Here is a 14,694-nt window from a genome sequence, read left to right as displayed (position 1 = left end):
ATCCATCTGTTCAATTCCTCTCTTTTTTTTCATATCCAAGATTCCCTATTTTCTCTTCCAGTTCTTTTGCTGACAGAACAAAACAGCATACCAGAAATACAAAAAACAGGAAGGTGACAATGATCACACCTAACAACACAATCTCCATCTTCATTCTCCTTGCTCCATGTCCTCATAGACAGAGAAAAAACAACCAAATCAGTAAATTCCGCCATTACGAAAGCCAGCTCATTCTATATGGCGGTGCAAGGCGTGTACTTGAGCAGACAGGGATAAACTTAAAAGGATTGAATGTTGATAAGCTAAAAGCTGAATATCAAGAACTGCTGAAACAGAAAAATGATGTTTATAGAAACTGCGCTTAAAAATATTGCTTTGAACACCATTATGTCAGAAATTGATTCCAGCAGTATCTATGATATGTACGATAAAGCAATCAGCATCTACAAAAATGCACCAGCCGGAACCCGTGAAGATATAAAAAAGAAATACCAGAAAAACAAACTAAATCTTCAAGGCTCCATACAAAATGCCATTGCTACTGCATACCGAAAAGAAAATCCGAAAATCACTCATTTTTACAACAATGTCAATTACAATGAAGTTCCTTTATGAGCAATATTTGAAATTCTCACTATGGGCGATTTTGGATATTTGCTTTCATGCCTAACCATTGATATGCGTGAAAAAGTATCCCGTGCAATCGGCATCAATCTATCAAGTGATACTTACCGGGAATTACTTTATAAATACGTATATGCCTTAAAAGATTTAAGAAATGCCATTGCTCACAACGATGTGGTATATGATACCCGTTTCAAAAAATGGACCCTTCAAGACCAATGAAACAATGCCTGATTTTAGAAATGGGGATGCCGTACATAAATTTCAAAACAATCGGCGATTACATCATCCTTATCTGTTATTACTTAAAATTACTGAAAGTCTCTAAAACAGAGATCAAATCATTCATCCGTGAATTTGAAAAGATTACAAGAGAATACGAATCTTCTGTAAACCCGAATGTTTCAGCTATTACGATTCATCCTGATTTGTTCTCTCGCTTAAACATCTTAAAAAATTCCATATAATGCTTGCATATTTTACATGCCTATAGTATATTATAGATAGCAATTGGGGTATGTGTTTGCGGACACATACTTGGAGGAGTCGGAGTGATTCGGCTCCTCTTTAATTTTTAATAATCTATAATAGCTTCCCTTTTTTCAGCAGTTACTTGTGGCACTTTTGCCTTGCTTTCTGCACTTGTTATGTCTAATTCCGACATATCCAATCTCACCTTAATTTCGGCATCTGGAGCCTTTCGGGACAATAAAACGCACGTTTCCACATGGACTGTATTAGCAAACTGGTCAACCGGCTGTACTTTCACAATCTTATATCCACGCTCCGATAACACCTTTAAATCCCTTGCAAGTGTTGCCGAATCACAGCTTACATACACAACTCTCTGTGGTGACATTGTAACAATAGTATCCAGAAGCTTCTCATCACAGCCTTTTCTTGGTGGGTCTACCACTATAACATCTGGTCTTGTCATATTGTGACCTGTACCATCATCTGCTTTCCTGCTTTCATAAAATGCTGTGACTACTTCTTCTGCCTTTCCTACAAAGAACTCTGCATTATCTATTCCGTTAAGCCCCGCGTTATTCTTCGCATCTTCAATCGCCTGTGGAACTATCTCTACACCGTATACCATTCCTGCATTTTTTGCCAAAAATAACGAGATTGTTCCTATTCCACAATACAGATCCCACACTGCCTCATTGCCTGTAAGATTAGCAAATTCCAATGCTTTGTTATAAAGCACTTCTGTCTGTTTAGGATTAACCTGAAAGAATGAAAGCGGTGATATCTGGAACTTTATATCTCCAATGTAATCTTCTATATAAGGTCTTCCATAAAGAGTTACACATTCCCTGCCAAGTATTACATTAGTATCCTCTTTATTAATATTGACAACCAGCGAAGCTATATTTAACTTTCTTCCACTGTTATTACTTGTATTATTATCACTACCTGATGAAATATTATCACTTGCTGAACTGCCACTATTAAGCCGCTCAATCACTCTTACAAGTCCATCTGCCGCCTCTTTTCTTAACATTTTCTTAGTAACAAGACAGACCATAATCTCATCAGTATGAAATCCTGTTCTTATAAGTATATGTCTTAAAGTTCCCTTATGGATATTCTCGTTATAGGCTCTTACCCTGTAATCTTTCATCCACTGCTTGACGGCTGTTAATATTACAGAGTTATCCTCATCACCTAAAAGGCAGTCATCACAAGGAATTATTGAATGTGTATGACCTGCGTAAAATCCCATAATAATATTACCGTCTTTATCCTCACCTACAGGATACTGTGCTTTGTTGCGGTATCTGAATGGCGTGTCCATACCAAGAATGTCACACATTTCATAATCTACGCCTTCTGTAAGTCCACCTATTCTCTGTAAATTATCACTGACAAGCTTCTGTTTGTACTTAAGCTGTGCAGCGTAACTCATAGCCTGTAACTGACAGCCGCCACACTGCCTTGCTATATTACATTCCGGTGTAACCCTGTCCTTTGACGGTGTTATGATATTCATAAGTCTGGCATATCCGTAATTCTTCTTTGCCTTCATAATCTTAACTTCTACTACATCACCTATGACTGTGTCTTTTACAAATAATGTATAGCCGTCTATCTTGCCTATTCCTTCTCCTGTTACTCCTATATCCTCTATTGTAACCTGTACAATATCATTCTTACTATATGCCATAACTGTTCCTCACATTAACAACTTGTTCTTCTTATGTTGGATTCAAGCCATCTGTTAAATCCAAGCCAGTCATTAGTGTCTTTGGCTTCAAGACATTCCCTTAAAGTTTCAAGCTTTGCATCCATATTATCTGCCATAGAAAGTGCTATTGCTTCTGCTATTGCCGGCTTCTTAGGTGAACCATATTCTAACTCACCGTGATGTGATAATATACAATGACCAACCTCATTAGCTAATATCTCTGGAAAATCTGGTATATGTCTGATTTTTTCAATAACCATTTCGTAGCCAATCACTATATGTCCTATAAAATTTCCCTCATCTGTGTAGTCATTTCTTGGAAATTCACTTAATTCCCTTACCTTGCCTACATCGTGAAGCATTGCACAGCTTATAAGCAGATCCCTGTTAAGAAAATCGTAATTCTCACTCATCTTTGCACATAATCTTGTAACACTTAGGCTGTGTTCAAGCAGTCCACCCATAAATCCGTGATGTACTGTCTTGGCTGCTGACGTATTCTTGAACTTTTTAATAAATGCTTCATCTTCAACGAAAAATGCTTCCAAAAGCTGCTTTATGTATGGATTATCTACACTTCTTACGAATCCTAATAATTCCTCATACATCTGCTCTATATCATATCTTGAAGATGGAATATAATCTGTTGGTGTGTACTCATCCTCTGCTGCCACACGAATTCTTTCTATTTTAAACTGTAATGCACCATTATAACTTGTAACCTGTCCATTAACAAATACATAATCATTAACTTCAAAATCGCATATTCCACCTGAATTAACGTCCCATATCTTTGAATCTATCTGTCCTGTCTTATCTATAAGTATAACATTCTCGTATTCTTTTCCAGCCTTAGTAAGTGCTGATGACTTGGATTTACACAGGTATACCTCTGAAATTCTGTCTCCGTCTTTAAATGTTTCTATATAACGCATACTCTTCCTCCATTCAATCAGATTTCTCTCTGATTTCAATTAATCTTATTATATTCTTATCTCAACTATTTAATTCTACTCTGTACTGTCAAGTAGCTGCTTTATCTGTATTCCACATTGACATCATAAGATACTTCAAAATACCCTGATTTACCAAGCCTTTTTACAAGGACATTAACGCTCTGTCCTGACTGGCATCTGTACAGCTTCTCATTCAGCTTCTGCATAGTAAGACATTCCTCGCCATTTACCTCTACAATTACATCTCCTGTCTGAAGTCCTGCCTGATATGCCGGCGACTCCTGCTCAACTGCAAGTATATATATTCCTGTTGTAAGACTGTATTTATCTGCCAATTCATTGTCTACATTCTCTGCTTTAATACCAAAATACATAATCTCCTGACGGTTTATCATATTCTCAATAGTACCTTTAAGATCTGATATTCCCATAAACTTAAGCTTGACATCTTTATTACTGTGTACAGATATTCCTACAACATTGCCGTCCGAATTAAATAAAAATGCGTAATCTTCATCTTTGGCTGTAAGATTAGTTTCAAATATGTCTACATTATTATCTATAAGGCTGTACGAGCTGATATTGGTTATAGTTCCATAATCTACTGCCCCATCCGTTCCATATATATTGCCTGCGGCAATTACAAGCTCACCCTTGTTAAGTATATATGAATTACTAAGAACTGATACCTCTATGCTTGTCCTGTCGTCCTCACTCATCTGTTCAGCATCAACACTTATTATACTTATACCTGTATTACTGTCTGAGCACACATATACCGCCTTATATTCATTATCATTAACCTTAACACTTATATCCGCAGTATTATCAGTATATTTCTTTGATGTAAGTATAATATATCTTGAATTCACATAGGCAACAATAAGTCCTGCCGTAGATGTTACATTTTCCCTGTTCTCAATATAATTCTCATAATTAAGCCCTTCCGTGCTTTCCTGAATTATGACAACTGACTTCTGCACATCATCTACCTTCGTTCTTAACGACTGCATTAATGTATCATAATCCTTCTTAATCTGTGGCTGTCCTTCTTCATCCTCAACAACAACAGGCTCCGGATATTCATCTCTTGTGAATTCAATTCTATCCTGTTCTGCTTTCTTCTTATCAAACTTCGCCTTTACTGACGGCACAATAAGCTTGTCAGCCGCTATATACACCACTCCTGCTATTATTATCAATATAAGTATCTTAATTGTTCTTATAAGATTCTTATATTTAACCTTAGGACTTAATACAATCTTTTCCGTATATAAATCGTATTTCTGCTCAGTATCTTTATGTTCCATATTATCCCTCATTCTTATTCATTAACAGATGCTTACGCATCTGATATGTTAAATCACAAGTACATTTTTCTTCTGACTATCCGGTTATTACGCAATATAAATAAAGTATACACTATGTTTATGAACAAACTATGACATAGATGTTAAAAAGTCGGCTCTTTCTTAAATTTATCCTATGGTTTTAATCGGTTTTAGTATATAATAAGAGAGGATTGTCAGCTTTTATCACTAATAGCAGACATATAATAATTATTATTTGAAATGACAGGAGTATTACATTGAATAATAAATCATTATCAACACTTGAATATAATAAAATAATATCTCGTCTTGTATCTTTTGCCTGTTCTGACGGTGCAAAGCAGGTACTTCATAAGCTTGAGCCTATGACTGACATAGACAAAATCAATACAGCACTTGATTATACTAATGATGCACTTACCCGTGTATACCAGAAGGGAAGCGTGGATTTCTCAAGGATAAAAGATATCAGGGGAAGCATTGCAAGACTTAAAGTCGGAAGCTCTCTTAATGCACTTGAGCTTCTTAACATATCTATGTTATTAGAATGTGCTGCCCGCATAAAGGGATACTATGAACAGCGTGCTGACTCAATACAACCTTTAATAGACATGCTTGACCCTGTTACACTTCTTAATAACGCAATTAAGAAATGTATTATATCAGAAGATGAAATCAGTGATGATGCAAGTGCGAACCTCCGCAGCATAAGACGTCAGAAAAATATAGCTGCTGACCGCATACACACTGAACTTAATAAAATATTGAATTCACCATCTACAAGAACTTATCTTCAGGATTATGTGATAACAACAAGACAGGGACGTTTCTGTCTGCCTGTTAAAGCTGAATACAAATCACTTATGCCTGGTATGGTTCATGACCAGTCATCGACCGGTTCTACTGTATTTATTGAGCCTGCCGCAGTTGTCAAGCTTAACAATGATATAAGAGAGCTTGAACTTAAGGAACAGGCTGAGATTGAAGTTATTCTTGCAGATTTAAGTGCAAAAGCTGCAGAATATACCGATTCACTGCTTTCAGACTATGAGATACTTACCAATCTTGACTGCATATTCGCCAAAGCACTTTTATCAAGGCATTTTAATTGCAGCCGCCCTGTTATGAATAACAAAGGTATAGTAAATATTAAAAAAGGACGACATCCTCTTATTGAGCCGCATACTGTCGTGCCTATAGACATTTATCTCGGTACAGATTTTAACCTTCTTATCATAACAGGACCTAATACCGGTGGTAAGACCGTATCCTTAAAGACTGTCGGACTTCTTACTCTTATGGCTCAGGCCGGACTTAATATTCCAGCACTGGAACATTCCGACATAGCTGTATTTGACAATATATTTGCTGATATCGGCGATGAACAGAGTATTGAACAGAGCCTTAGTACATTCAGCTCACATATGACTAATACTGTCGATATTCTTAAAAAAGCTGACAGCAACAGTCTCATTTTATTCGATGAGATTGGTGCTGGTACTGACCCTACAGAAGGTGCAGCCCTTGCAATTGCTATACTTGACAGCCTTCACAGACGTAATATTACAACAATGGCAACAACACATTACAGCGAGATTAAAATGTATGCACTCACAACCGATGGCGTGGAAAATGCCTGCTGTGAATTTGATGTACAGTCACTCCGCCCTACTTATAGGCTTCTTATCGGAGTTCCTGGAAAGAGTAATGCATTTGCCATTTCCAAAAAGCTTGGACTTTCTGACAATATAATTAATGATGCTTCACGCCGTCTTGACTCTGAAGATATCAAATTTGAAGACCTTGTAACTGATCTTGAACAAAGCCGTGTTACAATTGAACGTGAGCGTGAGGAATTAAATGAGTACAAAGCACAGATTGCCCAGTTAAAGTCTGAACTTACCAAAAAAACTGAACGTCTTGATGAACGTACTGACAATATTATAAGAAAAGCTAACGAAGAAGCTGCACGTATACTTAAAGATGCGAAAGAGTATGCTGATAAGACAATTAATGCTATGAACAAGCATGGTATGACTGTAAAAGAGCTTGAGAAACACCGCAGTGCTATCCGTGAGAAAATGAATAAGCGGCAGGAAAAGTTAAAGATTGAACCTGCCAACAACATAAGCGAGCATAAGGCTCACGATATATCTGAATTCAAGGTTGGTATGCACGTTAAGGTTCTTACAATGAACGTCATAGGTACTGTATCCCAGATTCATAAGAACAAAAACCAGGTTACTGTACTTGTAGGAAGCTTAAGCACTAAAATGGATATTAAAAATCTTGCCATACTTAAAGGCTATAAGGATCCTGCTGAAACAAGTTCTAAGCCTAAGGGTGCTGGTGGCTCAGGTAAAATCAAGATGTCAAAATCATCTTCTGTATCTTCTGAGATTAATCTTCTTGGATACACTGTTGATGAAGCTATTGCCGTTCTTGACAAATATCTTGATGATGCCTATATTGCCAGAATTCCGCAGGTACGAATTGTTCACGGCAAGGGAACAGGTGCTCTACGCTCTGGTATAACTTCTTATCTGCACGGGGTTCCTTATATTAAAGAATTCCGCCTTGGACAGATTGGCGAGGGTGCAGAAGGTGTTACAATTGTAACATTTAAAGATTAACTATAAATATTGTATATGGAGGCACATATGGTTGCTAAACAACGAATTTTAATCGTAGATGATGATGAGAATATAGCTGAACTCATCTCACTCTATCTTACAAAAGAATGTTTTGAAACTAAGATTGTATATGACGGCGAAAGTGCACTTGATAACCTTTCTACATTCAAGCCTAACCTCATTCTGTTAGACCTTATGCTTCCTGGTATTGACGGATATCAGGTATGCCGTGAAATCAGGAAGAATAATAATACGCCAATAATTATGCTTTCAGCTAAGGGCGAAACATTTGACAAGGTATTAGGTCTGGAGCTTGGTGCTGATGATTATATTATCAAGCCATTTGAAACAAAAGAACTTGTCGCACGTGTTAAAGCTGTATTAAGACGTTATCATCTTCCACAGACTACCGTTGCACCATCAGAAAATGCCAGATGTGTAACGTATCCTGACTTAATTGTCAATCTTGACAATTACTCAGTTACTTATGATAAAAAGGCTGTAGAAATGCCGCCTAAAGAACTTGAACTTTTATACTTCCTTGCGTCTGCACCTAATCAGGTGTTCACACGAGAACAGCTTCTTGACAATATCTGGGGCTATGATTACATTGGCGATACCCGTACTGTCGATGTGCACATCAAACGAATTCGTGAAAAGATTAAAGACCACGATAAATGGTCGATTGAAACCGTATGGGGAATTGGCTACAAATTTGTGACTAAATAAGCAGGAACGGACTCAATATGAAATATAATATGCTTACCAAACAGATAACTCTATATATAATAATTGCTGTTGTAGGATTTATAGCTGTAACAACAATATGTTTCAGGCACGATTATAATAAAGTATATGACTATTATTCTGAAGTGCTTTACCAGCAGGCTAACGAAATTGCCGGCACATTTGCAAAAGATACCTTCACGCCAGAATATCTTTCAGGCATAGAAGCTGACCTTAAAATAGTATCTGAACTCAACCACACAAGAATTATGTTCGTAAGCCCATTCGGTGATGTTATGTTAGATACTGGATTTTCTGGAACAGCAGATTCTAATGGTTATCTATATGAACTTAAGGATTTTGATTATGGCAGACTTAAAGGTGCACACACACAGACAGGTGATTTCTATGGTGTATTTGACGAAACTGTTGTAAGTGCATATTTTCCTATTGCCAGCAATTTCACAATGAAAGGCTATGTTGTCATCAATATGCCTGAAACTGTCATAACTGACAGGGTATATGATACATTTAACACCAACTATCTTACACTGGTGATTGCTATGCTGCTTTCACTTTCTATGCTGGTGCTATATTTCATACATATTCACAAGCCTATCAATGAGCTTACCAAGGCTACTGAAGAATATGGAAAAGGTAATCTTTCCTACCGCATTAAGATACACCACAATGATGAAATCGGACGTCTGGCGGCTTCTCTAGATTATATGGCAAAAGAACTTAACGAAATGGACCGGTTCCAGCAGAAGTTCTTATCCAATATTTCGCACGACTTCCGTTCGCCTCTTACTTCAATAAAAGGCTACCTTGAAGCCATTGAGGACGGAACAGTACCACCGGAGATGATTAATAAATACATTAATATTGTATTATTTGAAACCGAACGACTTACCAAGCTTACAAGCAATATACTTACGCTTAATGAACTTGACCCTAAGACTGTCCGCCTTGAGATTACAACATTTGATATTAACTCAGTAATAAAGCATACAATAGAAACTCTTGAGGGTTCGTGTAAAAAGAAAGGCATTAAGTTCAGCCTGACATTCTCTGGCACAGCACTTAATGTCAAAGCTGACAAAGGTAAAATACAACAGGTTATATACAACCTTGTAGATAACGCAATCAAATTCAGCCACGATAACTCCTTTATATATGTAACTGTCAAAGAAAAAGGTGATAAAGCCCAGATATCCATTAAAGATACTGGAAGCGGAATTGCCAAGAAAGATATTGATAAAATATGGGATAGATTTTATAAATCAGATGCCTCAAGAGGCCGTGACAAGAAAGGGTCTGGACTTGGACTATCCATAACCAAGGAAATAATTCAGGCACACGAGGAACATATCGATGTAATCAGTACTGCAGATGTGGGAACAGAGTTTATATTTACACTGCCACTTGCAAAGGGGTAATGTTAATAACCAACGATTCTCTATGAATATATAAGAGAGCTTTCTAACTTCTCTCTTATATATTCTTTCACATAAAAATTAATGGTATTGCTGTTGTTTCTCATACGTTTCGCAACTCCTGTATCCAATACGCCTTACTCATCTGATATTTCTGTATATTACAAAGGATAAGGATACATAAAATGTACCCTCATCCCATTATAATTAATTACTTCCAATGAAGCTTATGCAATTCTCCTGACAAGCTCATATTCTCAAAGCCGTGCTGTCTTAATGCCTCGTAAGCCACTATTGCCACTGAATTAGAAAGATTAAGGGAACGGATATCTCCAATCATCGGTATCCTTATACAGGTATCCTCGTGGTCTACAAGTATATCCTCTGGTATTCCCGCACTTTCCTTTCCGAACATAATATAGCAGTCGTCTTCATACTTCACATCAGCGTATGTATGATGTGCCTTAGTAGTTGCCATATATATCTTAGCGCCCGGATTACGGTTAAGAAAATCTTCATAATCATTATATACTGTCACATCAAGCTTATCCCAGTAATCAAGTCCCGCTCTTTTAAGCATTTTCTCATTAAGGCTGAACCCAAGCGGCTCAATTAAATGTAATCGTGCGCCTGCCGCTACACAGGTTCTTCCTATATTGCCAGTATTAGCAGGCATCTCTGGCTCATGTAATACTATATTTAACATAATTATCTTTCCTTATAATTCTTTACTGTTCTGCTATTACAGCTATATTAAGTTCAAGTGCCACTTCGTCACCTGAATGGATAGGCACACATATATTCTGTGTATATGACTGTGTAATAGTCATATCTCCGTGACATACACTTGGTGGTGTAATATCTATAACATATCCCTTTGTTGAGAATATTGTTGCAGCATTACCCATAATCATATTACCAAGCTCACTTATTGCACTTATAGACATATCATCAAGTGCAGTTACCGGCATACCCATCATCATCTTAGATGCCACGTCCAATGCCTTATTAAACTCAAATGCCATAATAACCTGACCCTTTAACTCACCTGTTATACCTATCATAACTGCAACCGACTCATTCTCGAATTCTGTTGTCTTGACATAAGGCTTTCCTATCTTCATCTCTGTCTGACATATTTCCTGCATTATCTTAGTCGCTGACATTAAAAATGGATTGATAAAATCTGCGTTCATTCCTGCCATAATTCTTCCTCCATTGTAGTTAATATGTACTTATAACTTTTCTATAAAGTTCTTTATTCTCTTAATTCCTTCTTTAAGGTTCTCAATTGAATAAGCGTACGATATTCTTACAAAGCCCTCACCGCTATTGCCAAATGCTGTTCCAGGAACAACTGCAAGCTTCTGGTCTTCTAGAAGTCTGCTAGCAAATTCATCTGATGTCATACCAAACTTCTTGATAGATGGAAATATATAGAATGCCCCAAATGGCTCAAAACAGTCTATTCCCATACTCTTAAGCTCATGAAGAAGAAACCTTCTTCTCTGGTCGTAGGCTGTAACCATCTTCTCTACCTCTGTATCACAATTCCTTAATGCCTCAACAGCGGCAAACTGGCTGTTAGTTGGTGCACACATAATCGCATATTGATGAAGCTTAATCATCTGCTTTATAATCTCAGCAGGTCCACAGGCATAACCTAATCTCCAGCCTGTCATAGCAAATGCCTTGGAGAAACCATTTATCATAATAGTTCTTTCTTTCATACCAGGAAGGCTTGCTATTGAGCAGTGCTTGTTATCTCCATATGTAAGCTCTGAATATATCTCATCTGATATAACATACAAATCCTTCTCTATAATAACAGGCACTAACTCCATAAGTTCTTCTCTTGTCATAATAGCACCTGTCGGATTGTTAGGAAATGGCATTATAAGAATCTTAGTCTTATCCGTAATATGCTCTAACAGTTCTTCCTTAGTAAGCTTAAACTGATTCTCCTCTTTAAGATTAATAAATACAGGAACAGCATCTGCCATAACTGCACAAGGAAGATATGATACATAACTTGGCTGTGGTATAAGCACCTCATCACCTGGGTCAACCATACATCTTAACGCTACGTCTATAGCCTCGCTTCCACCCACAGTTACAAGTACCTGCTTCATTGGGTCATACTGTGTATCATATTTTCTTGCAACATATCTGCTTATTTCCTGTCTTAATTCCTTAAGTCCTGCATTAGAAGTATAAAATGTTCTTCCCTTCTCTAATGCGTATATACCTTCTTCCCTTACATTCCAAGGCGTATCAAAATCTGGTTCACCAACGCCAAGTGATATTGCATCTGGAATTTCACTTACTACGTCAAAGAACTTTCTTATACCTGAAGGCTCTATATCTACTATTTTCTTAGATAAAGCATTTCTCATGGTGTTACTAGCATCCTTTCATCCTTGTCTTCTTCATCAATTACAGTTCCATAATCTTTGTATTTCTTTAATACAAAATGTGTTGATGTACTGAGCACTGAATCAAGTGGTGCAAGCTTAGCCGCCACAAACTGTGCAACAGACTTCATAGTCTTTCCTTCAATAATAACTGTAAAATCAAAGCCGCCAGACATAAGGTAAACTGATGTAACTTCATCGTATTTGTAAATTGTCTCGGCAATGCTGTCAAAACCAAGTCCTCTCTGAGGTGTAACCTTTACCTCAATAAGTGCTGTTACTTTCTCATCGCCTGTCTTATCCCAATTGATAAGGGTATTATAACCACAGATAATATGTTCCTTTTCCATATCTGCTATCTCATTCGCGACTTCTTCCTGCGCGACTCCAAGCATAACGGACATATCGTGAATGTCAATTCTACCATTATTCTCTAACAAGTTAAGGATTTTCTCTCTCATATCATCATACCCTTTCAATTAAATTATTGTGCTGTCTTTATACAGCTGAATATCTCATCCTGATTAGGCAATGTAAGAAATCTTTCTTCGTCTTTATTATGAAGAATTCTCTGATTGCCATTCACAATTCTTCCTATAACTGCGGCTGGGATATTATTGCTGTTAAGTATATTAATAATATCACAATCATTATCTGCTGTCATTAATAAACAACCTAAAGATTGCAGTTCATACGGATTAACATTGAATAATTCGCATATCTCTATAATCTCCTGTCTTACAGGTATGCTTCTTATGTCAACATCAAGTCCGACATTGCCATATTCACACATATCCCACAACGCACCAAATATTCCTCCCTCTGATACATCGTGCATATAACAATTAATTCCATTGTCCCTTAAAAGCTGTACCATTCCGCCTATATACATATCTGTATCTTCGCCAACAGCCTTACTTACCCAGTCTTTACTATATCTTTCGTATACCGCCTGCTCATCAGTTTCAACTAACTGCTTTACTCCACTTATTCCTATGCAGCCAGCGGCAATTATATGCTGTCCTGCCTCAATAACATTTCTATTGTCTTCCCTTAAGCCCTGCACTGTAACAGTTACTACAGGCTCACTGACCGAAGCGCTGACTGTTGTATGCCCTCCGGCTATTGGCACTTCTGTAACCGCCGCCTGTCTTGTAAGTCCTGCGATTACTTCCCTTATACGGATTTCCCTTGCCTGCTCTGGCATAACTATGCAGTCACTTGCCGCTATGGGTGTACCGCCAGCGGCATATATATTATTAACAGCTTTAATAAGAGGCATATATCCACAGGCTGTCGCACTTAACAGTGTCTTATCCACGCCCTGCTCTCTAATATCCACCTCAGACACATCCTGTCCAATATCCATACGTGTAACCTTCTGGCCTCTTACAGTGTTAAGAGGCTTTAATACAGACCTTGAAAGAATTGTATCTGATACCTTGCCTAATTTCATATCATTCCTCGTTTCTATGCTTTTCACATATTACATTCAATTGCAAGCTTGAACTTGCATATATTACATTTTCAATCTATACTTAATCTTAAATAAATGCTGACACAGCCATAGGAAGTACCATAGCAAGTACAAGGATTACTATTATAACCGCAGCAAATATTCTTTTAGTTTTGCTCTTTTTTAAATTAATCATAATTACCTCCTTAAACATAGCAGCACATTAAACAATACATTTAATAACATATTGGAAACGGAGAATACTATGCACTTTATATTGCCTTATTTTATAATAATATTAATAGTTATTCAACTTTATCTTAAAAAAAGTACACGTTCTGGCTCAGAACGCTCAAAAAAATATTGGGAAAGGGAACAGAAAGCCAATTCAACAAGAAAGCAGGATATAAGCTCCCTTAACTATATTAAATGGGACGACACACTTCCTACTATAGATAACAGCCTGACATTAGCTGACATATTAAATAATTCACCAGAAGCCCTTAAGGCTTATAATAATATCCAGACACTTAAGACTGAGCCAATGCTTAACCTGTCAGAGTATTCCAACACTGACCTTAAGTTAAAATATGGTGTTGCCAATCTTGATACTTTAACACAATACGAAGACAGCTACACTTCATTTATAAAGAGCCTTTCAGAGCTTGGACATATCCTTATTGAACATAAGGACATATCCGATGCCACAGCATTTCTTGAATATGCCGTAAGGATTGGCTCTGACATACGACTTACCTATACTGACCTTTACGCATTATATTCAGAAGCAGGAAATGCTTCCAAAATCAGACAGTTAAGACAATACGCCTCTCTTATCAAGTCTGTTAATAAAGACCTGATAGTATCAGCTATTAACTAGGTATTTAATTAATTATATGAATATATTATCTATATAAACATTAATTC

At 37.1% G+C, this 14,694-nt stretch carries 15 protein-coding genes; 6 read left to right on the top strand and 9 right to left on the bottom strand.

What is annotated here, in order from left to right; all coding sequences use genetic code 11:
- Positions 1–10: 10 nt before the first annotated feature.
- Positions 11–154 carry a hypothetical protein gene (locus WMO14_RS04620; protein WP_349153345.1) on the bottom strand — a complete coding sequence of 48 codons (144 nt, stop codon included), beginning with the start codon at positions 152–154 and terminating at the stop codon, positions 11–13.
- A 185-nt stretch (positions 155–339) separates the two neighbouring features.
- Here WMO14_RS04620 and WMO14_RS04615 point away from each other — a divergent pair, with 185 nt between their 5' ends.
- Together WMO14_RS04615 and WMO14_RS04610 are read left to right on the top strand one after the other, a co-directional pair.
- The gene (locus WMO14_RS04615) at positions 340–615 is read left to right on the top strand and encodes a hypothetical protein (RefSeq protein ID WP_349153344.1); all 276 of its coding nucleotides are present in this window, start codon (positions 340–342) and stop codon (positions 613–615) included.
- 21 nt (positions 616–636) lie between these two features.
- Positions 637–846, top strand: a complete 210-nt coding sequence (locus WMO14_RS04610) for an Abi family protein (RefSeq protein WP_349153343.1) — start codon at positions 637–639, stop codon at positions 844–846.
- Between the two features lie 352 nt (positions 847–1,198).
- On the opposite strand, the gene rlmD is transcribed toward WMO14_RS04610, so the two are convergent.
- From rlmD to WMO14_RS04595, 3 genes are all read right to left on the bottom strand, one after another.
- A complete protein-coding gene (rlmD, locus tag WMO14_RS04605; RefSeq protein WP_349153342.1) occupies positions 1,199–2,794 on the bottom strand; it encodes a 23S rRNA (uracil(1939)-C(5))-methyltransferase RlmD in 1,596 nt (531 codons plus the stop codon).
- A 14-nt stretch (positions 2,795–2,808) separates the two neighbouring features.
- Positions 2,809–3,750, bottom strand: a complete 942-nt coding sequence (locus tag WMO14_RS04600) for a 3'-5' exoribonuclease YhaM family protein (protein WP_022501635.1) — start codon at positions 3,748–3,750, stop codon at positions 2,809–2,811.
- Positions 3,751–3,851: 101 nt separating this feature from the next.
- On the bottom strand, positions 3,852–5,081 hold the full coding sequence (locus WMO14_RS04595) for a S1C family serine protease (protein ID WP_055173872.1): 1,230 nt from the start codon (positions 5,079–5,081) through the stop codon (positions 3,852–3,854).
- A 278-nt stretch (positions 5,082–5,359) separates the two neighbouring features.
- Between WMO14_RS04595 and WMO14_RS04590 the strand changes: the two genes are divergently transcribed.
- The 3 genes from WMO14_RS04590 to WMO14_RS04580 are packed head-to-tail and all read left to right on the top strand — an operon-like array spanning position 5,360 to position 9,900.
- Entirely contained in the window at positions 5,360–7,735 is a 2,376-nt protein-coding gene (locus tag WMO14_RS04590; RefSeq protein ID WP_349153341.1) for an endonuclease MutS2, read from the top strand.
- Between the two features lie 27 nt (positions 7,736–7,762).
- Positions 7,763–8,464, top strand: coding sequence for a response regulator (locus WMO14_RS04585; RefSeq protein ID WP_022501632.1), 702 nt, complete (start codon positions 7,763–7,765; stop codon positions 8,462–8,464).
- Between the two features lie 17 nt (positions 8,465–8,481).
- Entirely contained in the window at positions 8,482–9,900 is a 1,419-nt protein-coding gene (locus tag WMO14_RS04580; protein WP_349153340.1) for a HAMP domain-containing sensor histidine kinase, read from the top strand.
- Positions 9,901–10,108: 208 nt separating this feature from the next.
- Here the strand turns inward: WMO14_RS04580 and WMO14_RS04575 are convergent, their stop codons facing one another.
- From WMO14_RS04575 to WMO14_RS04555, 5 genes are read right to left on the bottom strand one after another with little or no spacing between them, the layout of a single operon-like run.
- Positions 10,109–10,603 carry a tRNA (cytidine(34)-2'-O)-methyltransferase gene (locus WMO14_RS04575; RefSeq protein ID WP_022501628.1) on the bottom strand — a complete coding sequence of 165 codons (495 nt, stop codon included), beginning with the start codon at positions 10,601–10,603 and terminating at the stop codon, positions 10,109–10,111.
- 22 nt (positions 10,604–10,625) lie between these two features.
- A complete protein-coding gene (locus WMO14_RS04570) occupies positions 10,626–11,102 on the bottom strand; it encodes a chemotaxis protein CheX (protein ID WP_349153339.1) in 477 nt (158 codons plus the stop codon).
- 30 nt (positions 11,103–11,132) lie between these two features.
- On the bottom strand, positions 11,133–12,293 hold the full coding sequence (locus tag WMO14_RS04565) for a pyridoxal phosphate-dependent aminotransferase (RefSeq protein WP_055173865.1): 1,161 nt from the start codon (positions 12,291–12,293) through the stop codon (positions 11,133–11,135).
- Complete coding sequence (locus WMO14_RS04560; protein ID WP_055173863.1) at positions 12,290–12,772, bottom strand: Lrp/AsnC family transcriptional regulator; 483 nt, start codon at positions 12,770–12,772, stop codon at positions 12,290–12,292. The genes WMO14_RS04565 and WMO14_RS04560 overlap by 4 nt, the downstream gene beginning before the upstream one ends.
- Positions 12,773–12,795: 23 nt before the next feature.
- Positions 12,796–13,767, bottom strand: coding sequence for an AIR synthase related protein (locus tag WMO14_RS04555; RefSeq protein WP_055173861.1), 972 nt, complete (start codon positions 13,765–13,767; stop codon positions 12,796–12,798).
- A 265-nt stretch (positions 13,768–14,032) separates the two neighbouring features.
- On the opposite strand from WMO14_RS04555, the gene WMO14_RS04550 reads away from it, so the two are divergent.
- Positions 14,033–14,647: a hypothetical protein gene (locus WMO14_RS04550; RefSeq protein WP_116444152.1), complete on the top strand. Its 615-nt coding sequence runs from the start codon at positions 14,033–14,035 to the stop codon at positions 14,645–14,647.
- The last annotated feature ends 47 nt before the right edge of the window (positions 14,648–14,694 follow it).

Source organism: Lachnospira rogosae (ex Hitch et al. 2025) (genome assembly GCF_040096455.1).
Classification (GTDB): domain Bacteria; phylum Bacillota; class Clostridia; order Lachnospirales; family Lachnospiraceae; genus Lachnospira; species Lachnospira rogosae.
Note: the sequence above shows the minus strand (reverse complement) of the source record. Positions and strands in the feature narration are given on the sequence as shown.